This window comes from Streptomyces sp. NPDC032091 (assembly GCF_055580265.1).
Map to the genome: position 1 here is coordinate 258,471 of NZ_JBVILR010000001.1, position 19,752 is coordinate 278,222.

A 19,752-nucleotide genomic window follows, 5' to 3' on the forward strand; every position below is an offset into this window, starting at 1 on the left:
CGCGTCTTTCCCCTCGGGGGAAGTGGATGGTCCTAGTTGTAGAAGTGCGGAATGAAGCGCTGGCTGGGGACGGGGGTGGTTCGAGCGCACGACATCAGGCTCAGCACCTTGGGTTTGGCGCCCGCGGTGTTCACGCACAAGCTGGTGTTCTTCTGCATGAGCATCCAGGCCCCCGGCTCCTCGTTCCAGCGGTAGACGGTGAAGACCTGGGAGGTCTGGCCCTCGCAGTCCCATTCATTGAGGGCATCGCCGCTCTTCGCGTAGCGGCCGTTGTCCACGTCGATGCACTTGCCGGTCGACCTGTTGACGAAGTTGAAGTCGTACGGGCCGCCGCCGGGAACGCTGCGCAGCTTCCACTGGGACTTCATGGGGTTCCAGGTGTCGGACACCAGGTGCGTGCCGTTGGCGTTGCTCCCGCGTTCGAACGTGACGTACTTGTCGTGGTCGCTGTCGCTGGTCAGCTCGACCACGGACCCGTTCGCCACCAGGTGCGTGCGGAAGTAGACCGGGTAGTGGTCGGAGCCCCGGCCGCCCATGCGTACACCGCGGTAGTTCGCCAGCACGCGCGACGAGATCATGTAGTCGAGTTCGCCGCCGCTCTGCTGGGTCGCAAGGCCCGTGTGGTAGATCTGGCCGCCCAGACTCGCGGCGAGGTTGTGCATGCCGTCGTCCGGGTCACGGTTGAAGTCGCCCATGACGGTCCACGCGCGGCCCGCCGCGGTCGCCTGGTTGCGGACCTGGCGTACCAGCTCCTGTGCTTCGTTGCGCGTTCCCGAAGCCAGCGCGTGCACGTTGTAGTAGATGTCGTCGTCCATGCGCAGCCCCAGCGCGGGGCGGGCGCCGGGCCGGCCGGGCGGGGCGACGTAGACCTCGTGGGCCATGGTGTGCGTGACCATGGCGAGGTTGACCCGGGTGTCTCCCAGCGGACTCATCCAGTACACGTAGCGGGCGCCCCAGCGGTACAGGTGGACGGTGTAGCCGCTGCGGTTGTAGGACTGCTGGTGCACCATGCCGTACAGACCCGGTTCCGACCCCGCCTCCTGGACGGCGACGATGTCGTTCCCTTCGCTGATCTGCCGGACGTCCGCCCAGCGGGCGCCTTGCGAGTTGTAGGTCGCGACGGTGTGGGCGTTGGGCGTGTCCGCCACGGCCGGCGATGCCGGCAGGCCGATCAGCAAGCCGATGAGCGCGGCCATCGCCATCAGCGTGGCGAGCGTCCTGGTACGTGGGTGAAGAACCTCGAAGCGTGGCAAGGTCGGCCCTTTCCTGGGCAGGAGATGCGAGGGGGGACTCCGGCAGCGCCGCCGACGGCCCGCTCACAAGGCGGACCACGACCGCACCGCACCACACAGGCGCTAGTACTGGCGGGGCGGGCAGTTCTCGTCGCCCCAAGCGGTCGTCACGGGGCAGTCCTTGCCGGGGTCGAGCCACCCGGGAAGTTCCCCGTCGGCACTGACGCGATGTCCGGCGCCGGGCCCCTCCGAAGCGACGGAGGCGGAGGCGCCGCCCCAACCGATACCCGCGGCCAGTACGAGGGCCACCAGGGCCCGGCTCGTGTTTCCCCACATGTGCGTCAACTCCCGCTGTGTCGACCGGCGATGGTCAGTCCGCCGATACCGTGCGCTGCTCGCCAGCCGCGTTTCCCGGCTGTGATCACCACTGTGCAGACCCGCCGCCGCCCGCGGCACCCCTGCGGGGCATCATCTGTGTGCCATGCACCTTTAGGAGGGGTCACCGGACCCACTCCTCGATGCGCCGGCAGATCCAGGAACGGCTCGACGCGCTCGCGGACGCGTCACGAAACCGGCCACCTGCGTGACGAAACCCCGGCCTACGACCAGCCCCGGACGGGCGGCAGACGCCGAGGAGAGAGGAGCGCGTAGCGATCGGAAGCGTGGGCGCAGCCCCGCCGGGGCCGGATGCCGGCCCGGATGCCCGCTCTGCCGACCCCTGACGACCTCGCCTGGTCCCTGACACGGCCGCACGCCCTATGAACATCCGTCCCGTTCCTTCGGGGGTTTCCCGGCAGTCTTCGTTTTTCCGTGGCGGGACGGTCTGTCAAGGGTCGCCGCAGGCGATCGCGCAGCGACGCGACCGAAGGGAGCGCCCTTGACAGACCGTCCCGACGCGGAAGGACGATGAGACGGACGGGAAACCCCCAACCCCTCCCTGAGACCGCCCCACCGGGATCCCGCCAATCCCGCTCCCGGCCCCCGCCCCCCCCGCAGGGGCGGAAATCCCCGCCCCGCGTGCCGACGTGAAACGCCCCCCGCCACCCCGCCGAACTTCGCCCCCGCAGGTACCACCAGCGGCGATGCGTCGTATCGTGGTGCCGGACGGGCGTCCGCACGGTCCGTCAGCCGCTCCAGCGCAGCAGCGGCCCGCCGAACACACCGCCGCATCAGGAGCCGCAACCGCCATGGGAAACCCGGCACACCCCGCCTACCCCGTAGGACTGCGCCTGACCGGGCGCCGCGTCGTCGTCATCGGCGGCGGCCAGGTCGCCCAGCGCCGCCTGCCCGCCCTCGTCGCCGCCGGCGCGGACGTCCTCCTGGTGTCCCCGTCCGCCACGCCCTCCGTGGACGCGATGGCCGGGACGGGGGAGATCCGCTGGGAGCGCCGCCGCTACCAGGACGGTGACCTCGACGGCGCCTGGTACGCCCTGATCGCCACCCGCGACCGCGAGGCCAACGACCGCGCCTCCGCCGAGGCCGAGGCCCGGCGGGTCTGGTGCGTCCGGGCCGACGACGCCGAGGCGGCGACCGCGTGGACCCCGGCGACCGGCCGGGTCGAGGGCGTCACGGTGGCCGTGCTCAGCGGCAACGACCCGCGCCGCTCAGCCGCCGTCCGCGACGCCGTCGTCGAGGGGCTGCGCGACGGCTCCCTCAGCGCCGTGCGCCCGCACACCCCCGGTGTGGCCCTCGTCGGCGGCGGCCCGGGCGACCCGGACCTGATCACCGTGCGCGGCCGGCGCCTGCTCGCCGAGGCCGACGTCGTGATCGCCGACCGGCTCGGCCCCCGCGACCTCCTCGACGAGCTCCCGCCGCACGTCGAGGTCATCGACGCGGCGAAGATCCCGTACGGCCGCTTCATGGCCCAGGAGGCCATCAACAACGCCCTCATCGAGCACGCCAAGGCCGGCAAGGCCGTCGTCCGGCTCAAGGGCGGCGACCCGTACGTCTTCGGCCGCGGCATGGAGGAGCTCCAGGCCCTCGCCGAGCACGGCATCCCCTGCACGGTCGTGCCGGGCATCTCCAGCTCCATCTCGGTCCCGGGCGCGGCCGGCATCCCCGTCACCCACCGCGGCGTGGCGCACGAGTTCACCGTGGTCAGCGGCCACGTCGGCCCCGACGACCCGCGTTCCCTGGTGGACTGGGCGGCGCTGGCGAAGCTCACCGGCACCCTCGTCATCCTGATGGGCGTCGACAAGATCGGGCTGATCGCCGAGGCCCTGGTCAAGCACGGCCGCTCCGCCGACACCCCGGTCGCGGTCGTCCAGGAGGGCACCACCGCCACCCAGCGCCGGGTGGACGCCACCCTCGCGACGGTCGGCGAGACCGTCCGCGCGGAGGAGGTCCGCCCGCCGGCGGTGATCGTCATCGGCGAGGTCGTCGCCGTGAACCCGCCCGGCGCGCTCCCCGAGCCCTCCGCGCTCCCCGAGCCCCCCACCAACGGCGCCTGACGGCCCGTTGGCACCACACCCAGGACAAGGCAGTATCACCCTGTGGCTGATCTCATCACCATCGAAGACCCCGACGACCCGCGCCTGCGCGACTACACCGGCCTGACCGACGTAGAACTGAGACGGCGCCGCGAACCCGCCGAGGGCCTCTTCATCGCCGAGGGCGAGAAGGTCATCCGGCGGGCCAAGGACGCCGGCTACGAGATGCGCTCGATGCTGCTCTCCGCCAAGTGGGTGGACGTCATGCGCGACGTCATCGACGAGATCCCGGCCCCGGTCTACGCCGTCAGCCCGGACCTCGCCGAGCGCGTCACCGGCTACCACGTGCACCGCGGCGCCCTGGCGTCGATGCAGCGCAAGCCGCTGCCCACGGCGCAGGAGCTGCTGGCCTCGGCCCGCCGGGTGGCCGTGATGGAGGCGGTGAACGACCACACCAACATCGGGGCCATCTTCCGCAGCGCCGCCGCCCTCGGCATGGACGCCGTGCTGCTGTCGCCGGACTGCGCGGACCCGCTGTACCGCCGCTCGGTGAAGGTGTCGATGGGCGCGGTGTTCTCCGTCCCCTACGCCCGGCTGGAAGTCTGGCCCAAGAGCCTGGACAGCGTCCGCGAGGCCGGCTTCAAGCTCCTCGCCCTCACCCCGCACGAGAAGGCCTCGCCGATCGACGTGGCGGCCCCGCACACCCTGGAGCGGGTGGCGCTGATGCTGGGAGCCGAGGGCGACGGCCTGTCGACCCAGGCACTGGTCGCCGCCGACGAGTGGGTACGGATCCCCATGGCGCACGGCGTCGACTCGCTCAACGTGGGCGCGGCCGCGGCCGTGGCCTTCTACGCGGTCGCCGGCGGCCCGCGCTCCTAGCGGACCCCCGCACACACCGAAGGGGCGCCCCGCCACCCGGCGGGGCGCCCCTTCTGCGCTTCCTCACAGCCTCCGCACGCGTCCTCAGAGTTTCTGCGCGAGCGCGATCCCGAGGGCCACCAGCAGCGTCACGACCACGAACACGATCAGCCGCTGCCGCAGCAGCTTCGGGTCCGGCCGCGAGGGCCGCCGGCCCGTGCCGGTCGTACGCGGCCCGGTGCGCGGCCCCGTACGACCGCCCGTGCGCCCCGCCGTCGAGCCGGGGCCGCGGGAGCCCGGCGGGCGGGGGCGCGCCCCGCTGTGCGGCCCCTGCGGCCGGGGGGCGGGGGTGGCGCCGGAGGGGCGCTCTCCCGCGGCCCGGCCTCCCGTACGCCGCTCCGTGTCCTGCCCCGCGTACCCGGCGGCCCGCTCGGGCAGCCGGCCCGTGGACCGCTCCACGCGGGCCCGCTGGGCCGGCGGGCGGGCCTCGCCCAGCCCCTGGGCCTCGCGGGCGGCGATCTCCTTGAGCCGCATCGACAGCTGGAGGGTGCTGGGCCGCTCCTCGGGGTCCTTGGCCAGGCAGGCCCGCACCAGCGGGGCCAGCGCGTCCGGGACGCCGACCAGGTGGGGTTCCTCGTGCACGACCCGGTACAGCATGACCTCGGAACTGCCGTGCCCGAAGGGCGAGTCGGCCATCGCGGCGTAGGCGAGGGTGGCGCCGAGGGAGAAGACGTCCGTGGCCGGCGTGACGGCGGCGCCGCGCACCTGCTCGGGCGCGAGGAAGCCGGGGGAGCCGACGGCGGTGCCGACGTGGGTGAGGGTGCTCGCCCCCGTGGCCCAGGCGATGCCGAAGTCGATGATCCGCGGCCCCTTGGGGGACAGCAGGATGTTCGAGGGCTTCAGGTCGCGGTGGACGACCCCGGCCTCGTGGACGGCGACCAGCCCCTCGGAGAGCGCGGCCCCGACGGCGGCGATCTGCGCGGCCGTCAGCGGGCCCTCCTCGGCCACCTTGTCGTGCAGCGAGGGGCCGGGCACGTACTGGGTGGCGAACCAGGGGCGTTCGGCCTCCAGGTCGGCGGCCACCAGCCGGGCCGTGCACCCGCCGCGGATCCGCCGGGCGGCGGACACCTCGCGGGCGAACCGGGAGCGGAACTCCTGGTCCTCGGCCAGGTCGGGCCGGATCACCTTGAGGGCGACGCGCTGCCCGCGCCGGTCGGAGCCCAGGTAGACGACGCCCATGCCGCCGGCACCGAGCCGCCGGTGCAGTCTGAAGGAGCCGACGACACGCGGATCCTCGCGCCGGAGCCGCATCATCGCCATGTCCACCCCGCTGACGGTCGTCCTGCTGACCTGGCACAGCTTACGGACCATCCGGCACCAGCGCTCAGAGGCCGCGCCCTCACCGGAGGATTCGATCCTCAGTGCGGCGCAGGCCACTTGAGGGTGCGTCGGCTCCCGGAACCCCCGTTCGGAGGAACTCTCCCCCGCCCCCCAAAGCCCCCTCGGACCAAGGGGATTGGCCTCCCCACAGGCCCCGCGACCGGCCAGGACGCCGGGGGAGGGGCTCCGGCCCGCGACGGCGGCCGTCAACACCCCGAACGAGGACACGCGTGCGCGGGGAGTGACGGAAGTGAGCGAAGTCACTACCCTCCGGTCATCCCCTCCGGGAAGGCCCCCAGCGCGGGGGAGGCGTCTCCACCCAGGGGAGTAGGCCGGAGGCGGCCGCGTCATCCTCCTGGAGGCCCGGCAATGGGTACGAGGGCATGAGGCCAGGGGCCTTCCGGCCACCTAGTGTTGAAGTCAAGCGGCGGGTGGCGCACTCGTCCCCCGAGGTCACGAGCCCGCCGCTGCCAGACGACAGGGAGAGGACCATGGCGGACATCGCACGGCAGGGACGCAAGCTGTTCGCGTTCGACGGCCATGAGTCCGGTACGCGCCACCCGCTGGTGGCCGCGGCCATGGTCCTTCCCCTGGCCGCCCTCCTGCTCTTCCTCTTCGGAGGGTTCGATCAGGTGGCGGCACAGGCGTCGTCCGTGGGCGTGATGCTGGGGCGCTGAGCGGCGCCCCAGGCCCGGGAGAGCGGCCCGGGCCGGGACATCGGCCCGTCGAACCCCGTGGGGACGGGGGAACGGCGGACGGCAGTTGAAGGGTGTTGCCCGTACGGCTGGGGAGCCGGACGGGCAACACCCTTTTTCACGTCCTTTTCACGTCCCCCGCCCACGTCAACGCCGGAAGCCCCGGCCGTCGAGACGGCCGGGGCTTCCGGTTGCGGTGCGCGATACTGGGATTGAACCAGTGACCTCTTCCGTGTCAGGGAAGCGCTCTCCCGCTGAGCTAATCGCGCGGGCTACGGTAAGGAACCGCAGGTCAAACAGGTGCTGCACGGTGTTGCTGTACTGCGTGCGCGATACTGGGATTGAACCAGTGACCTCTTCCGTGTCAGGGAAGCGCTCTCCCGCTGAGCTAATCGCGCGGGGATCCTTGCGGACCGGGTCCTTTCGGACCAGTGGACGATACTGGGATTGAACCAGTGACCTCTTCCGTGTCAGGGAAGCGCTCTCCCGCTGAGCTAATCGTCCTTGGAGGTGGAGACGGGATTTGAACCCGTGTAGACGGCTTTGCAGGCCGTTGCCTCGCCTCTCGGCCACTCCACCTCGGAGTGTGCGGGGTCTCGGGAAGATCCCCCACTCAGAGCGGACGACGAGACTCGAACTCGCGACATCCACCTTGGCAAGGTGGTGCTCTACCAACTGAGCTACGTCCGCAGTGTCACCGTGTTCGCTCCGGGGTTTTTCCCCTTCGCTCCCTGGCGACGTGTTGAACTCTAGCGGATTCCCGGGCCAGCTCAAAAACGCGTTTCCGCAGCGTGCTGCCGACGTGCTGCCGGCCCGATCACCAGAGGTCACCCGCCGGTCACCCCACCGGCGGCATCCCGCCACCGGTCATAGACTCGCAGCCGTGCACGACCTGCCTCCCCTGGCCCGCTTCGGCGGCCTCCTCGCGACCGACCTCCGAGACGTCACCAGCGATCCCTCGGCCCTCGACTCCACCGGGTTCTGGGTGGTGAGCGCGGACTTCGAAGGCCGGCTGGTCTGCGCGCGCTTCGGGGACATACGCCCCGACCCCGTGCCCGCGCCCGTCCCGGGCGCCTGGCGCGGACCCGCCGCCGACCGCTGGTCCTCCTCCCTGGACCGCTCCGCGTACGTCGCGGGCGTCCGCCGGATCCGCGACTACATCGCGGCGGGAGAGGTCTACCAGGCCAACCTCTGCCGCGTGGTCTCCGCGCCGCTGCCCGACCCGGCCGCCGCCGACGTGGACGCCCTGACCGCCCTCCTCGCGCGCGGCAACCCCGCCCCGTACGCAGGAACGATTCGGCTCCGCGCCCACGGCGTGGAGATCGCCACCGCCTCCCCGGAGCTGTACCTGCGCCGGGCCGGCCGCCGCGTGGAGTCCGGACCGATCAAGGGCACCGGCCGCACCGCCGCCGACCTCCTGCCCAAGGACCACGCCGAGAACGTGATGATCGTGGACCTCGTCCGCAACGACCTGGGCCGCGTCTGCGCCACCGGCTCCGTCACCGTCCCGGAGCTGTGCGCCCTGGAGGAGCACCCGGGCCTCGTCCACCTGGTCTCCACCGTCAGCGGCGAGCTCGCCGAGGGCGCCGGCTGGCCCGAGCTGCTGGCCGCCACCTTCCCGCCGGGCTCGGTGACCGGAGCCCCCAAGTCCTCCGCCCTGCGGATCATCGAAGAGCTGGAGACCGCCCCGCGCGGCCCCTACTGTGGGGGCATCGGCTGGGTCGACGCGGACCGGGGCACCGCCGCGCTCGCCGTCGGCATCCGGACCTTCTGGATCGACCGCGAGGCCCCCGGCGGCCCCCGCCTGAGCTTCGGCACCGGCGCCGGGATCACCTGGGGCTCCGACCCCGAGCGGGAGTGGGCCGAGACCGAGCTGAAGGCGGCCCGGCTGCTCGCGCTGGCCTCGGGCGGCCCCGTGCCGGGCGCACACGAGACGACGCACGACCTGAGTGGAGGAACCGTACGGTGAGGATCTGGCTCGACGGAACGCTGCGGGACGCCGACGACGCGAAGGTGTCCGTCCTCGACCACGGGCTGACCGTGGGCGACGGGGTCTTCGAGACCCTCAAGGCGGAGCACGGCACCCCCTTCGCGCTCACCCGGCACCTGGAGCGGCTCACCCGCTCCGCCCGCGGCCTCGGCCTGCCCGACCCCGACCTCGACGAGGTCCGCCGGGGCTGCGCCGCCGTCCTGGAGGCCAACCCGATGCCGCTCGGCCGGCTGCGGATCACCTACACCGGCGGGCTCTCCCCGCTCGGCTCCGACCGCGGCGAGACCGGGCCCACCCTGGTCGTCGCCCTCGGGGAGACCGCGCGGCGGCCCGACACCACGGCCGTGATCACCGTGCCGTGGGTGCGCAACGAGCGCTCGCCGCTGGCCGGCCTGAAGACCACCTCGTACGCCGAGAACGTGGTCGCCCTGGCCCGGGCGCACCGGGACGGGGCCTCCGAGGCCCTCTTCGCCAACACCGTCGGGCAGCTCTGCGAGGGCACCGGCTCCAACGTCTTCGTCGTCCTCGAAGGCGAACTCCACACCCCGCCCGTCGCCTCCGGCTGCCTCGCCGGCATCACCCGCGCCCTGGCCGTCGAGTGGACCGGCGCCCGCGAGACCGAGCTGCCCCTCGACGTGCTGGAACGGGCCGAGGAGGTCTTCCTGACCTCCACCCTGCGCGACGTCCAGGCCGTCCACCGCGTCGACGGGCGCACCCTGGCGGCCACCCCCGGACCCGTCACCGCCAAGGCCATGCGGGTCTTCGAGGAGCGCGCCGCGTCCGACATCGACCCCTGAGCCGCCCCGCACCGTGGTGACGGCGCCGCGGGGCGGGTAGAACTCGACCGATGACCACCACCCTGCGGCCCAGCGGGCCGCTTCAGCAGAGCGAGGGCGGCGCGCGCTCGCGCCCGTACGAGGTCCGCGTCAACAGCAGGCGCGTCGGGACGCTCCTGATCGCCGCCGACACGCCCTTCGGGCCGACGGTGGGGGAGATCCGCGACCTCGCCGTCGACGAGCCGGACCGCCGCCGGGGCCGCGCCACGGTCGCCGCGCTGGCCGCGGAGGAGGTGCTGCGCGGCTGGGGCTGCCGCCGGGTGCGGATCTCCGTTCCGGCGGATTCGCCCGGCGGCCTGCGGCTGGCCGCGGCCCTCGGGTACGCGGAATCGAGCCGGAACATGGCCAAGGAGCTCCCGCAGGACCCGCCGGCCCTCTCCGAGGGCGTGCGCGGCCGGCCGATGACGCCGGCCGAGTACGCGGCGTGGGACGTCCGGGCCCGCGAGGAGTACGCGGCGAGCTGGACGGCCCGGGGCATGGGGCCGGAGGCGGCGCGGGCCAAGTCGCGGGCCGACCACGACGCGCAGCTCCCCCGGGGCCTGGACACCCCGGGCGTCACCTTCGCCGTCCTGGAGGCGGCCGGGACCCCGGTCGGGCACGTGTGGCTCGCGGCGCGCGGGGAGGGCGCCGCGGGGGCGTACGTGTACGACGTCGCGGTCGCCGAGGAGCACCGGGGCCGCGGCCACGGCCGGGACCTGATGCTCCTCGCCGAGGGCGCGGCGATCGCGCGGGGCCACCGCCGGCTGGCGCTGCACGTGTTCGCCGACAACACCCCGGCCCTGCGGCTGTACGAGTCCCTCGGCTACCGGACCACCGACGTGAACTACGCCAAGGAGCTGATCTGAGTCAGCTCGCGGCGAGCAGCCGGTCGGCGATCTCCTCGATGCGGGCGCGCAGGCCCTCCTGGCTCTTGCCGCCGTCGAGGCGCTCGCCGCCGATGACGTAGGTCGGGGTGCCGGTCACGCCGATGGCCTTGCCCTCGGCCTGGTCGGCGTCGACGATCAGGATGTGCCGGCCGTCGATCAGGGCGGTGTCGAACTCCTCGGCGTCCAGGCCGAGTTCACGCGCCACGTCCAGCAGTACGGCCTCGCCGCGCTCGCCGAGCTCGGCGGTCCTGGCCAGCACCGCCTCCGCGTACGGCCAGCCCTGCCCCTGTTCCAGGGCCTCCTCGGCGGCCTGCGCGGCGGCGAAGGCGTGCTTGTGCTTCTCCAGCGGGAAGTGGCGCAGCCGGATGTCCAGCCGGTCGCCGTAGCGGGCCCGCAGGGCGCGCACGTCGTCCAGCGCGCTGTGGCAGTCCGGGCACTGGAGTTCGCACCAGACGTCGAGGATCACGGAATCGGTCATGCGGACAGTCTCCCAGACCTCCCGGCGGCACCCGGGGAGGAGATCCGACCCCGAGACGCCCCGGAGATGTCCCGGAGATCGGGCCCGCCGGGGCCTCGGGCATGGCCGCCGCGGCGGTGGCCGGTGCAGGATGGAAGGGACAGACCGCCCACCGCAGACCGCCGGAGGACCGCATGCTCGCCGAGACCATCTGTTCCGCGGTGGCCGCGGCGGGCCTGGGCACCGCCGCCGTGACCGCCTACCGCAGGCGCTTCCTGAAGGCCGCGCGGATCGCCGCGTACGCGCTGGTTCCCCTCGGGCTGGTGCTGACCGGCGTGGTGGCGTGGCTCTCCGGGATCGTCCTCAGGCCGACGGTGTGGGCGGGCTTCGGGCTGCTCGCCCTGGCGTGGGTGCTGCTCACGGCCACCCGGGCCGTCGAGCGCCGCGCGGGAGGGCCCGCGAAGTCCCCGCGCGCCGTCAGCCCGGACGCCTCCGCGCCCGCCCTCGGAGGCGGCGCCACCGGCCCGTCCCCGACACCCCGGAGCGCCCCGGCGGAGGACTTCTCCGACATCGAGGCCATCCTGAAGAAGCACGGCATCTAGCGCACCGCCGGGAGAGCGCGGGGGAGAACCCCGGGGAAACCACCCGAAGTGGGGAGAGACGGCGAACTACCGCGTGAACCATGGCGTGTGGGGGGTTTTCGGGGCGTCCGCTGCGCGATCATCACCCCGACATGCTCGACACATCGCAGGGTGAGCCGCCGGCTCCCGTCCCCGTCGCCGAGGCCCCCGCCGCCCAGGCCCCCGCGCCCCTCGGGCCGCCCGAAGCGCGCGGCTGTCTCTTCGCCCTCTCCCAGCCGCCGCTGATGATCTTCCTGGCGGTGGTCGGCCTACTGCTGCTGCTCGCCGCCGTGCACGATCTCTACCTGCTCTGAGGCGCGCTCCGGGCCGGCGCCCTCCGGATGGCTGTCGGCGCCCTTGCGGCGCGCCCGGTACGCGGCCACGTGCAGCCGGTTCCCGCAGGTGCGGCTGTCGCAGTAGCGGCGCGAGCGGTTGCGGGAGAGGTCCACGAAGGCCCGTCGGCAGTCCGGGGCCTCGCAGCGGCGCAGCCGCTCCTGCTCGCCGGAGACCACGATGAAGGCCAGGGCCATGCCGCCGTCCGCCGCCAGGTGGTCGCCCACCGAGGCGCCCGGCGCGAAGTAGTGCACGTGCCAGTCGTAGCCGTCGTGGTCGGTCAGCTGCGGGGTGGTGCCGGCGGTGGCCACCAGCTCGTTGATCAGTGCGGCCGCCGCACGCGAGTTCGGTGCCGCGAAGACCTGCGCGAACTTGCCCCGTACCGTCCGGACCCCGGCGAGGTCGCGGGCGCCCAGCTCGCCGACGTCGCTGATCGCGTGTTCCTTGACGAAGCCGTGGAGCGCGGCGACGTCGGCCAGCCCGTCGGCCTGGTCCGGCTCGGCCGCGGTGTTGACCAGCGCGACGACGACGTCGAGCGCGCGACGGGTGTCGTGGGGGATCTGCACGGGGGTCGCTCCCTGGAGGCCGGCCTGGCGGCGACGGGCCGCTGCCGCCGCTGGGGGCCGACTCTAGCGGTTGGCGTCAACAGGGTGCCCGGACAGCACACCGGCGCCGCCTCCGCGGGTGGCTCCCGCGGGGACAGCGCCGGTCGTGCCGTATGGGGTTGTCCGTGCGGCACCGTCGCCCCGAGTCGGACGGTGCCGGGCGGCCGGAGGCCTGGCTCAGCTTTCGGCCAGGATGTGGGAGAGCTCCTTGTCGAGGTCGAAGTGCCGGTGCTCGGTCCCGGGCGGGACCGCGGCGTCCGTGCGCTTCAGGAACGACTCCAGGGCTCGGGCGGGCGCTTCCAGCAGAGCTTCTCCCTCCGGTGAGCTCAGGGCGATGCAGACGACGCCCTGACCATGGCTGCGGGACGGCCAGACGCGGACGTCGCCGGTACCGGTAGGCCGGTGGAGGCCCTCGGCGAGGAGGTCGCGGGCGAACACCCATTCGACCGTCTCCTCGGCGCCGGTGTGGAAGGTGGCGTGCACGGCGTAGGGATCGGCCGTGTCATACCGCAGGCCCGCCGGAACAGGCAGTGAGGACTCGCTCGACACAACGAGGCGCAGGTGCAGCTCGCAGCTGACCGTGGTGTTCATAAGCGCCAGGGCCTTTCGCTCAGTGTGCGCTCGGGGATTCGCACGTCGGCGAAATCGACATGCCACCTACGGTGCCGTTGTAAACCCCTCTGACCGTTTTGCGGACCTCTGGGTCCCTCGGACGGCGGATCCAAACCGGCATTCACGTGTGCTTCGGCCTCCGGTAGATTCGCCCCCATGCATACGGGGAGTGATCGCGGATCCCATGAATCCGCTACGGACGGTACCGGTACCGGGACGGGGACGGACCGCGCGGCCGCCGAGGAGGCGCCGCACGTCTCGAAGGCGCCCGCCTTCATCAAGGCCAACCGCAGCCTGCACCTCAGCTGGCAGGTCGGCGTCTTCGTCGTCGGCCTGGTCGTCATCGGCGCCGGCATCGCGATGCTCGTCCTGCCCGGACCGGGCTGGGTCGCGATCTTCGCCGGCCTGGCGATCTGGGCCACCGAGTTCGCCTGGGCCCACCTCGTCCTGCGCTGGACCAAGCGGAAGGTCACCGAGGCCGCGCAGAAGGCCCTCGACCCGAAGGTCCGCCGCCGCAACATCATCCTGACGAGCGTGGGCCTGGTCGTCGCGGGCGCGCTGGTCGGCTTCTACCTCTGGAAGTACGGCCTCACCCTGCCCTGGCACCTCAAGGACCAGTGATCGCCCCGGGGTGGTCATGGAGCACCGCTGACATGCGGTAATGTTTGCGGTGTGCCCGGGCGATTAGCTCAGCGGGAGAGCACTTCGTTCACACCGAAGGGGTCACTGGTTCGATCCCAGTATCGCCCACCCGGAGCAACGGCCCCGGAGATCCTCAGGATCTCCGGGGCCGCTGTCGTTCCCGGGCCCTCGGCGCAGACCCTCAGCGCAGCCGGCCGAAGGCCGCGCGCAGCCTGCGGGCCTCCCGCAGCCGCCTCTCGTACGTCGCCCCCACCGCGAGCAGCAGCAGGCCCGCCAGGGCCGGCGGCAGCCATCGCGGCAGCACACCCGCCACCTGCACCACGTACGGGGCCAGCTCGTGCACCGCCACCGCCGCCAGGGTCACCCCGCCCAGCAGCAGCGGCGCCCGCAGCCGCCGGTGCGCCCCCGCCAGGGTGACCGCGAGCGCCCCCGCACCCAGCAGCAGCGGGCGCGGCCAGTACGGGTCCCCCCAGACGGCCGCCAGGCTCGGCAGCAGCGTCGCCCCCAGCCCCGGCCCGTACGCCGCCCAGGACGAGGCCCCCGGATCCCGGCGGCGCCGCAGCAGGCCCACCACCAGGGCCGGCACCGTCACCGGCAGCGCGTACGCCTCCGGTACCGCCACCCCCGAGGCACCCAGCCGCACCCAGACCGCCGCCACGCCCAGCGCCCACGCCGCCCCGCCCAGGCGCCGCCGGTCGGCCCGCCGCGCCCCCGCCGCGCACACCACCCCGCCCAGCGCGAGCACCAGGGCCGCCACCGGCGGATCCCAGGCGGCCAGGGCCGCGGCGAGCACCCCCGCCCCGGCGGCCGCCCCCTCCGCCGCGACGCGCACCGCGCCCAGCCGGGGCCCGAGGGCCACCACCACCGTCGGAACGGCGAGCACCGCCACGCCGAGCCAGGCCGCCGGCAGACCGCCCAGCACGCCCAGCACCACCACCGTCGCGGCCGCGTACCCGACCGCCGCGACCGCGCAAGCGCCCCGCAGCGCCGCCCGGGCGGGGCCGTACGCCGCTCCCAGCGCGCCCGCGGCACCCAGCACCCCGCACACGGCGACGGTGGCCACACGGCCGTCCAGAGCCGCCAGGGACACCCCACAGGCCCCCACCGCCGCACACGCCCCGGCGGCCCACGCGACGGCCGGCTCCCCGGCCCGCAGGGCCACCACCCCGGCCGCCACCGTCACCGCCACCTCCGCCGGGAGCACCACCGCCACCGGCAGCCCCGCCCCCGCGCCGGCCACGAACAACCCGGCCCACGCACACACCACCGCCACGGACCGGGCCGCCACCGCCCCGGCCGCGACGGCCCGAGCGGCCCCGGCCGCGGCTGCGGCCGGCCGGACCCGCGGGAGGAGGCCGAAGATCCCGGCCGCCAGCAGCAGGGCCACCGCCAGACCCGGTCCCGGGGTCGCGGGACGCGGGGTCGTCGGGGCCCAGACCTCGCCCGGCACCGCCAGCCGTGCCGCCACCGCCAGCAGCACCGCCGGCAGGCCCGCCAGCGCCGCCAGGGCGGCCACCCCCGCCCCCGCCCCGGCCAGCCCGCGCCGGACCGGCTCCGGGAGCGCGTCCACCCGTACCGCCGCCACCAGCGCGAGCCCCGCCGCCACCCGCGCCGCCAGCGCCCAGCCCACGGCATCCCACCCGGCCGGAACCAGCGCACCCACCGCCGACACCGCCGCCAGACCCCCCGCGACCGCGGCCGCCGCGCCCCGCGGCTCCCGCCAGGCCACCGCCACGCCCAGCAGGGCCCCCGCCGCCAGCAGCAGCGCCGGACCGGCCGCCCCGGGCTCCACCGCCGAGCCCACCAGCCCCGCCGCCAGCGCCGACCCGCCCAGCACGCCCGCGGCCACCCGGGCCGCCACCCGCACCGCCCGCCGCGCCACCGCCGCCGCGAGCACCGCGTCCAGCGCGGCCGTCGCCAGCAGCGCCCAGCCGGCCCCCGTCAGGTCCGCCCCCGCCGCGGCCGCCGCCAGCGGCAACGGCAGCTGCGCCGCGCCCACCGCGGCCAGCGGGGCCGTCCGCAGCCCCCGCAGCACCGCCCCGTACCCTGCCCAGAGCCCCGCCAGCGCCGCGGCCGCCCACGCCGCGTAGACCAGGCCGTCACCGCCGGGCAGAGCGACGGCGTGCACCGCGTACGCGTCCAGCACCGTCAGCGCCAGCGCCACCCCCGCCACCGCCTCGGCCGTCGCACGCAGCCCCCGCCGCAGCAGCGCCGCGGGCGCCGCCAGCGCCGTCGCGGTCACCACGGCCAGCGCCGCCGAGCGGCCCCCGATGCCCAGGGAACCCCAGCTGACCAGCGTGAAGGCCAGCGCGGCCACCGTCAGCAGCACCGCACCCAGCACCAGCAGCACGTTCTGCGCACTCGGCTTCGCGGCGGAAGGGGCCTTCGCGGCGGTGGGGGCGGGGGCGGAAGGGGCGAACGGGGCCCCCGGAGGGCCGAAGGCACCCGGCACCGGTCCCGCCTGGGCGTCGCCCGACTGCCACAGCAGCCGCAGCAACCAGTCCCGGCGGGTCAGCAAGTACAGCCGCCGGGCGTCCAGTTGGGCCAGCTCGGCGTCGATGAGCGCCAGCTCCCGGGCCGGCGGCAGAGGGGTGTCCATAGCCGGAGTGTGGCGCCCGTCACGCCGTCAGGGCATGGGCGTGCGTACTCAGATCACCCCTGAGTACCCCCGCGGGCCCCTCCGTACTCCGCCCGTCCCCCACCCGGGGGCCGTCGCGGGGAACCGCCCCGGCGTCGCCGCACGGGGGGCCACACTGGAGGCATGGCCCGCTGGACGCACTACCGCTTCCGCAGCGTGTGGGACCTCGACGCCCCGCCCGCCCTCGTCTACTCCCTGCTGGAGGACCCCGGGCGCTACCCCGGCTGGTGGCCGCAGGTCCGCCGGGTCGCGCCGGACGACGGGGACTCCGGCACCGCCGTGATCCGCTCCGTCCTCCCGTACGAGATCCACGTCACCCTCACCGGCCTGCTCCGCGCCCCCTCCCGGGGCGTCCTCGAAGTGGCGCTCGGCGGGGACCTCCGCGGCTGGGCGCGGTGGACCGTACGCCCGCGCGGCGGGCCCGCCGCCGGCCGCACCCGGGCCGTGTACGAGCAGGAGGTGGAGGTGCGGGCCCCGCTGCTGCGGCGGCTCTCGGTCGCCGGACGGCCCGCGCTGCGGCTCAACCACGCGCTGATGATGCGCGCCGGACGGCGCGGGCTCGCCGCCCGGCTGACCGCTCCGCCTGAAGCGGTTTGAACAGACCCCGAGGCTCTTGTATTGTTCAGTGCGTTCCCGGGCGATTAGCTCAGCGGGAGAGCACTTCGTTCACACCGAAGGGGTCACTGGTTCGATCCCAGTATCGCCCACCGGGACAGGCCGGTCCGTCTGATGACGGACCGGCCTTCCGCATTCCACGGCCCCCTCCGGCGGCCCCGTCCGCAGGGCCCCGGCCGCACGGCTCCGCTCAGGCCGCCGCCGGGACCTCCGGGCGCAGCGGCCAGTGCGGATCCACCGCCTCCGGGGTGCCCTGCCGCGCGAACCATGCCTGGAGACCGCGCGCCTGCGCCGCGTGCCACACCGCCTGGAGCTGGTGCAGCTCCGCCGGGGTCAGCCGCTCCAGCCGCGCCGCGAACCGGCGCCCCACCGCCCGTACCAGCTCCAGCGAGGCCATCGCGTCCGCCGAGGCGTCGTGCGCGCCCTCCAGCTCTATCCCGTAGTGCGCGCACAGGTCGGTCAGCGTCCGGCGGCCCTTGCGGTAGCGGTCCAGGTGCTTGTCCAGCACCCGCGGGTCCAGCACCGTCAACGGCCGGTCGTCCAGGTACCGCGCGAGCGACGACGCCCGGTGCCGGCGCAACTCCCGGTCCAGCAGCGTCAGATCGAACGGCGCGTTCATCACCACCACCGGACGGCCCGCCACCTGCTGCTCGCTCAGGGCGCGGGCTATCTCCTCGACCACGGGCGCCGGCCAGCGGCCGTGCCGCTGGAGGTGCTCGTCGGTCAGGCCGTGCACTTCCGTGGCGCCCCGGGGCACCGGGATACCGGGATTGACCAGCCAGCGCGTGGCGCGGACCCGGCCGCCCGCACACTCCTGGACGACGAGCGCGGCGGACACGATCCGGTCCTGCTCGACGTCCACCCCGGTGGTCTCCGTGTCGAAGGCGGCCAACGGCCCCTCGTACCAGCGTGTCATGGCGAACTCCTCGTCCCCGATCGGCAGACGGGGCGTTACCGGGCGCCACCGCCCCGGGACCTGCCGCCCCCGCCGATTCCGTGATACCCGGGCTGTTTGCCCCGTACGCCGTTTGCGCCGAGCCGGGTGCGGAGACAACTCCCTCGGGGGGTCGTACACGTGACCGGCCGTCACCCCGAACTCCTCCCACCACCACACACGCACGGCAGAGCCCGGAAGGCATGGGGAGCCGGCCATGGCGCTCGCGCAGCCCGAACCGGGCGGGGTGCTGGCCGCGGACACCGGAGCGAGACCCGGTCCGCTGCGCGGCACACTCGCCACCACCGCCTGCATGGAGACCCTCCAGGTGGGCTACCTCCACGCCGTGGCGGCCGCCGCCGGCTGCTCGCTGTCCCAGCCGTTCCCGGACAACGGGATCGACTGGCACGTCAGCCACGGCGCGCCCGAGCACGTCGTCGACGACGAGGTCACCATCAAGGTGCAGTTGAAGGCGACCTACCAGGTCCCGCCGCGTCCGGCCGGGCCCACCTTCGGCTTCACCCTCGACAACGAGCACCTGGTGAAGCTGGCCCGCACCCCGGTCGCCGTGCACAAGATCCTCGTCGTGATGCTCGTACCGCGGGAGCGGGAGCAGTGGCTGAGCGCCGGGCACGACCGGCTCGACCTGAGGCACTGCTGCTACTGGACCAACCTCGCCGGGCACCCGGTGACCGGCCGGCGCCGGACCACCGTACGGATCCCGACCGCGCGGATCTTCGACGACCGGGCGCTGTGCGAGATCATGACCCGGGTCGGGTCGGGAGGGACACCCTGATGGACCGTCACGCACCGCGCCTGGAACCGCTCCCGCTGCCGCCCGTGGGGCCCGCGGGCCACGGCACCCCCGATCCCGCGCAGGTCGACCCACGGGTCCTGGGCGCGCTGCTGCACCGCCACGGCTGGCTGCGGCGCGGCGGGGCGGCGGGCCGCTACGGGCGCTGGACCCCGCCCGGCCCGGGCGGGACCAGCCTGCTCGTCCCCGAGACCCGGACCTTCCCCGACTGCGCGGACCTGCTGGAGGAGGCGCTGACCGCGCTGTCGCGCAGCGGTCTGCCGTCGGCGCGGGAGGTGCTGTTCGGGCTGAGCGTGCCCAGCGACGAGGTCCGCTGGGAGCGGGAGGTCCCCGAGACGCCGTACGGGTTCCGGGGCGAGGCCGCCTGGACCGCGCAGGAGCGGCTGCGCTCGGCGGCCCGCCGGCTGCTGCTGGCCGGAGCCCTCGCCGAGCGCGCCCGCGCCGGCTACCACGGCGCCCGCCACCGGGCCCAGGCCGAGCGGGCCCTGGAGGAGGTGCTGGTCGGGCCCGGCCCGGACGGGCGCCGGCTCGCCGCCTACGTACCGGTGGACGGCGGGCGGGGGCTGGTGACGCGGCTGCACCACGCCCTGCACGCGGCCCGCGAGGCGGTGGACTACCGGCGGGCCACCGGTGGCATGGAGGCCTTCGACGCGGCCGTCGCCGCCGGGGTCAGCCGGGAGCTCGCCGACGCGCTGATCGCCCTCGTCCAGGGGTCGGAGGGGGCGAGGGTCGCCCTGGCCTGGGCGCCCGCCGCCGGGGTCCCGGCCGGGTGCGCGGCCCGGCCGGAACCGGTGGAGTTCTCGCCCGGCGACCTGCCCGTGCTGCGCGAGGCCTCCGCCCGCTACACCCGGTCCGAGCCGGCCGTCTCCGTACGGCTCGCGGGGGCGGTGGTGCGGATGCGCAGGGCCGCGGCGGGCGGCGGGGGGACGGTCCGGCTGCGCGTGCTGGCGGGCGCGGAGGTCCCTTACGTAAGGGCCGCGCTGGGGGAGGAGGCGTACCGGACGGCGGTCCACGCCCACCTGGCGGGGCTCCCGGTCCGCGTCAGCGGCCGGCTCTCGCGGCGCGGCGGCTTCCGCCGGCTGACGGACACCTCGGACGTGGTGCCGGTCCCGCTGGACGAGGTGGAGCGGGACCGGCTGATGAAGTCCCTGGACGCGGCCTTCGACCCGGAGGACGTCCTGCCGTCGGACGACTGA

20 protein-coding genes and 7 tRNA genes are annotated in these 19,752 nt (G+C 74.6%); 14 read left to right on the forward strand and 13 right to left on the reverse strand.

Features of this window, described 5'->3' with window-relative positions:
- Positions 1-32: 32 nt before the first annotated feature.
- Positions 33-1,196: an RICIN domain-containing protein gene (locus ACZ5NJ_RS01155; RefSeq protein ID WP_468761357.1), complete on the reverse strand. Its 1,164-nt coding sequence runs from the start codon at positions 1,194-1,196 to the stop codon at positions 33-35.
- Between the two features lie 159 nt (positions 1,197-1,355).
- Entirely contained in the window at positions 1,356-1,568 is a 213-nt protein-coding gene (locus tag ACZ5NJ_RS01160; protein ID WP_468761359.1) for a hypothetical protein, read from the reverse strand.
- Between the two features lie 851 nt (positions 1,569-2,419).
- Here ACZ5NJ_RS01160 and cobA point away from each other — a divergent pair.
- Together cobA and ACZ5NJ_RS01170 are read left to right on the forward strand one after the other, a co-directional pair.
- Positions 2,420-3,682, forward strand: coding sequence for a uroporphyrinogen-III C-methyltransferase (gene cobA / locus ACZ5NJ_RS01165; RefSeq protein ID WP_468761361.1), 1,263 nt, complete (start codon positions 2,420-2,422; stop codon positions 3,680-3,682).
- Positions 3,683-3,724: 42 nt separating this feature from the next.
- Entirely contained in the window at positions 3,725-4,540 is an 816-nt protein-coding gene (locus ACZ5NJ_RS01170; RefSeq protein ID WP_468761363.1) for a TrmH family RNA methyltransferase, read from the forward strand.
- An 84-nt stretch (positions 4,541-4,624) separates the two neighbouring features.
- Here ACZ5NJ_RS01170 and ACZ5NJ_RS01175 read toward each other — a convergent pair whose 3' ends face one another.
- On the reverse strand, positions 4,625-5,839 hold the full coding sequence (locus ACZ5NJ_RS01175; protein WP_468761997.1) for a serine/threonine-protein kinase: 1,215 nt from the start codon (positions 5,837-5,839) through the stop codon (positions 4,625-4,627).
- Between the two features lie 527 nt (positions 5,840-6,366).
- Between ACZ5NJ_RS01175 and ACZ5NJ_RS01180 the strand changes: the two genes are divergently transcribed.
- Complete coding sequence (locus ACZ5NJ_RS01180) at positions 6,367-6,576, forward strand: hypothetical protein (RefSeq protein ID WP_468761999.1); 210 nt, start codon at positions 6,367-6,369, stop codon at positions 6,574-6,576.
- A gap of 215 nt (positions 6,577-6,791) precedes the next feature.
- On the opposite strand, the gene ACZ5NJ_RS01185 is transcribed toward ACZ5NJ_RS01180, so the two are convergent.
- The 5 genes from ACZ5NJ_RS01185 to ACZ5NJ_RS01205 all read right to left on the reverse strand — a co-directional run bounded on the left by ACZ5NJ_RS01185 (position 6,792) and on the right by ACZ5NJ_RS01205 (position 7,284).
- Positions 6,792-6,863, reverse strand: a tRNA-Val gene (locus tag ACZ5NJ_RS01185).
- Positions 6,864-6,920: 57 nt separating this feature from the next.
- Positions 6,921-6,992: transfer RNA gene (locus ACZ5NJ_RS01190), tRNA-Val, on the reverse strand.
- 34 nt (positions 6,993-7,026) lie between these two features.
- A tRNA-Val gene (locus ACZ5NJ_RS01195) sits at positions 7,027-7,098 on the reverse strand.
- A gap of 1 nt (position 7,099) precedes the next feature.
- Positions 7,100-7,173: transfer RNA gene (locus tag ACZ5NJ_RS01200), tRNA-Cys, on the reverse strand.
- Positions 7,174-7,211: 38 nt separating this feature from the next.
- Positions 7,212-7,284 (reverse strand) — tRNA-Gly (locus ACZ5NJ_RS01205).
- Positions 7,285-7,477: 193 nt separating this feature from the next.
- Between ACZ5NJ_RS01205 and ACZ5NJ_RS01210 the strand changes: the two genes are divergently transcribed.
- From ACZ5NJ_RS01210 to ACZ5NJ_RS01220, 3 genes are read left to right on the forward strand one after another with little or no spacing between them, the layout of a single operon-like run.
- Entirely contained in the window at positions 7,478-8,563 is a 1,086-nt protein-coding gene (locus ACZ5NJ_RS01210; protein ID WP_468761365.1) for a chorismate-binding protein, read from the forward strand.
- Positions 8,560-9,381 (forward strand): aminotransferase class IV, encoded by an 822-nt coding sequence (locus ACZ5NJ_RS01215; protein ID WP_468761367.1) that lies wholly within the window; start codon positions 8,560-8,562, stop codon positions 9,379-9,381. Before ACZ5NJ_RS01210 ends, ACZ5NJ_RS01215 begins: the two co-directional genes overlap by 4 nt.
- Before the next feature lie 50 nt (positions 9,382-9,431).
- Positions 9,432-10,265 carry a GNAT family N-acetyltransferase gene (locus ACZ5NJ_RS01220; protein ID WP_468761369.1) on the forward strand — a complete coding sequence of 278 codons (834 nt, stop codon included), beginning with the start codon at positions 9,432-9,434 and terminating at the stop codon, positions 10,263-10,265.
- Position 10,266: 1 nt separating this feature from the next.
- On the opposite strand, the gene ACZ5NJ_RS01225 is transcribed toward ACZ5NJ_RS01220, so the two are convergent.
- Positions 10,267-10,764 carry a DsbA family protein gene (locus ACZ5NJ_RS01225; RefSeq protein WP_468761371.1) on the reverse strand — a complete coding sequence of 166 codons (498 nt, stop codon included), beginning with the start codon at positions 10,762-10,764 and terminating at the stop codon, positions 10,267-10,269.
- A gap of 173 nt (positions 10,765-10,937) precedes the next feature.
- Here ACZ5NJ_RS01225 and ACZ5NJ_RS01230 point away from each other — a divergent pair, with 173 nt between their 5' ends.
- Together ACZ5NJ_RS01230 and ACZ5NJ_RS01235 are read left to right on the forward strand one after the other, a co-directional pair.
- On the forward strand, positions 10,938-11,345 hold the full coding sequence (locus ACZ5NJ_RS01230; protein WP_468761374.1) for a hypothetical protein: 408 nt from the start codon (positions 10,938-10,940) through the stop codon (positions 11,343-11,345).
- Between the two features lie 131 nt (positions 11,346-11,476).
- Positions 11,477-11,677, forward strand: coding sequence for a hypothetical protein (locus ACZ5NJ_RS01235; RefSeq protein ID WP_468761376.1), 201 nt, complete (start codon positions 11,477-11,479; stop codon positions 11,675-11,677).
- Here ACZ5NJ_RS01235 and ACZ5NJ_RS01240 read toward each other — a convergent pair.
- Positions 11,633-12,262, reverse strand: a complete 630-nt coding sequence (locus ACZ5NJ_RS01240; RefSeq protein WP_468761378.1) for a CGNR zinc finger domain-containing protein — start codon at positions 12,260-12,262, stop codon at positions 11,633-11,635. The genes ACZ5NJ_RS01235 and ACZ5NJ_RS01240 overlap by 45 nt on opposite strands.
- Positions 12,263-12,478: 216 nt before the next feature.
- Positions 12,479-12,892, reverse strand: coding sequence for an SsgA family sporulation/cell division regulator (locus tag ACZ5NJ_RS01245; protein ID WP_030011909.1), 414 nt, complete (start codon positions 12,890-12,892; stop codon positions 12,479-12,481).
- Positions 12,893-13,069: 177 nt separating this feature from the next.
- Here ACZ5NJ_RS01245 and ACZ5NJ_RS01250 point away from each other — a divergent pair, with 177 nt between their 5' ends.
- Both ACZ5NJ_RS01250 and ACZ5NJ_RS01255 read left to right on the forward strand, forming a co-directional pair.
- Positions 13,070-13,534 carry a TIGR02611 family protein gene (locus ACZ5NJ_RS01250; RefSeq protein WP_468761380.1) on the forward strand — a complete coding sequence of 155 codons (465 nt, stop codon included), beginning with the start codon at positions 13,070-13,072 and terminating at the stop codon, positions 13,532-13,534.
- A 57-nt stretch (positions 13,535-13,591) separates the two neighbouring features.
- Positions 13,592-13,663, forward strand: a tRNA-Val gene (locus ACZ5NJ_RS01255).
- Between the two features lie 73 nt (positions 13,664-13,736).
- Here the strand turns inward: ACZ5NJ_RS01255 and ACZ5NJ_RS01260 are convergent.
- Positions 13,737-16,154 (reverse strand): SCO7613 C-terminal domain-containing membrane protein, encoded by a 2,418-nt coding sequence (locus ACZ5NJ_RS01260; protein WP_468761382.1) that lies wholly within the window; start codon positions 16,152-16,154, stop codon positions 13,737-13,739.
- Between the two features lie 162 nt (positions 16,155-16,316).
- On the opposite strand from ACZ5NJ_RS01260, the gene ACZ5NJ_RS01265 reads away from it, so the two are divergent.
- Positions 16,317-16,790, forward strand: coding sequence for an SRPBCC family protein (locus ACZ5NJ_RS01265; RefSeq protein ID WP_468761384.1), 474 nt, complete (start codon positions 16,317-16,319; stop codon positions 16,788-16,790).
- A 38-nt stretch (positions 16,791-16,828) separates the two neighbouring features.
- Positions 16,829-16,900 (forward strand) — tRNA-Val (locus tag ACZ5NJ_RS01270).
- 98 nt (positions 16,901-16,998) lie between these two features.
- Here the strand turns inward: ACZ5NJ_RS01270 and ACZ5NJ_RS01275 are convergent.
- Positions 16,999-17,724 carry an exonuclease domain-containing protein gene (locus ACZ5NJ_RS01275; protein ID WP_468761386.1) on the reverse strand — a complete coding sequence of 242 codons (726 nt, stop codon included), beginning with the start codon at positions 17,722-17,724 and terminating at the stop codon, positions 16,999-17,001.
- 235 nt (positions 17,725-17,959) lie between these two features.
- Between ACZ5NJ_RS01275 and ACZ5NJ_RS01280 the strand changes: the two genes are divergently transcribed.
- Together ACZ5NJ_RS01280 and ACZ5NJ_RS01285 are read left to right on the forward strand one after the other, a co-directional pair.
- Positions 17,960-18,538: a DUF4365 domain-containing protein gene (locus tag ACZ5NJ_RS01280; RefSeq protein WP_468761388.1), complete on the forward strand. Its 579-nt coding sequence runs from the start codon at positions 17,960-17,962 to the stop codon at positions 18,536-18,538.
- A complete protein-coding gene (locus ACZ5NJ_RS01285) occupies positions 18,538-19,752 on the forward strand; it encodes a hypothetical protein (protein WP_468761390.1) in 1,215 nt (404 codons plus the stop codon). Before ACZ5NJ_RS01280 ends, ACZ5NJ_RS01285 begins: the two co-directional genes overlap by 1 nt.

What these genes read in the sequence shown, in the direction of transcription:
- ACZ5NJ_RS01175 (WP_468761997.1), bottom strand. Translation starts at nt 5,839, where the DNA reads ATGGCGATGATGCGGCTCCGGCGCGAGGATCCGCGTGTCGTCGGCTCC.
- ACZ5NJ_RS01160 (WP_468761359.1), bottom strand. Translation starts at nt 1,568, where the DNA reads ATGTGGGGAAACACGAGCCGGGCCCTGGTGGCCCTCGTACTGGCCGCG.
- ACZ5NJ_RS01235 (WP_468761376.1), top strand. Translation starts at nt 11,477, where the DNA reads ATGCTCGACACATCGCAGGGTGAGCCGCCGGCTCCCGTCCCCGTCGCC.
- ACZ5NJ_RS01265 (WP_468761384.1), top strand. Translation starts at nt 16,317, where the DNA reads ATGGCCCGCTGGACGCACTACCGCTTCCGCAGCGTGTGGGACCTCGAC.
- ACZ5NJ_RS01285 (WP_468761390.1), top strand. Translation starts at nt 18,538, where the DNA reads ATGGACCGTCACGCACCGCGCCTGGAACCGCTCCCGCTGCCGCCCGTG.
- ACZ5NJ_RS01275 (WP_468761386.1), bottom strand. Translation starts at nt 17,724, where the DNA reads ATGACACGCTGGTACGAGGGGCCGTTGGCCGCCTTCGACACGGAGACC.
- ACZ5NJ_RS01260 (WP_468761382.1), bottom strand. Translation starts at nt 16,154, where the DNA reads ATGGACACCCCTCTGCCGCCGGCCCGGGAGCTGGCGCTCATCGACGCC.
- ACZ5NJ_RS01250 (WP_468761380.1), top strand. Translation starts at nt 13,070, where the DNA reads ATGCATACGGGGAGTGATCGCGGATCCCATGAATCCGCTACGGACGGT.
- ACZ5NJ_RS01220 (WP_468761369.1), top strand. Translation starts at nt 9,432, where the DNA reads ATGACCACCACCCTGCGGCCCAGCGGGCCGCTTCAGCAGAGCGAGGGC.
- ACZ5NJ_RS01280 (WP_468761388.1), top strand. Translation starts at nt 17,960, where the DNA reads ATGGCGCTCGCGCAGCCCGAACCGGGCGGGGTGCTGGCCGCGGACACC.
- ACZ5NJ_RS01155 (WP_468761357.1), bottom strand. Translation starts at nt 1,196, where the DNA reads ATGGCCGCGCTCATCGGCTTGCTGATCGGCCTGCCGGCATCGCCGGCC.
- ACZ5NJ_RS01230 (WP_468761374.1), top strand. Translation starts at nt 10,938, where the DNA reads ATGCTCGCCGAGACCATCTGTTCCGCGGTGGCCGCGGCGGGCCTGGGC.
- cobA (WP_468761361.1), top strand. Translation starts at nt 2,420, where the DNA reads ATGGGAAACCCGGCACACCCCGCCTACCCCGTAGGACTGCGCCTGACC.
- ACZ5NJ_RS01225 (WP_468761371.1), bottom strand. Translation starts at nt 10,764, where the DNA reads ATGACCGATTCCGTGATCCTCGACGTCTGGTGCGAACTCCAGTGCCCG.
- ACZ5NJ_RS01245 (WP_030011909.1), bottom strand. Translation starts at nt 12,892, where the DNA reads ATGAACACCACGGTCAGCTGCGAGCTGCACCTGCGCCTCGTTGTGTCG.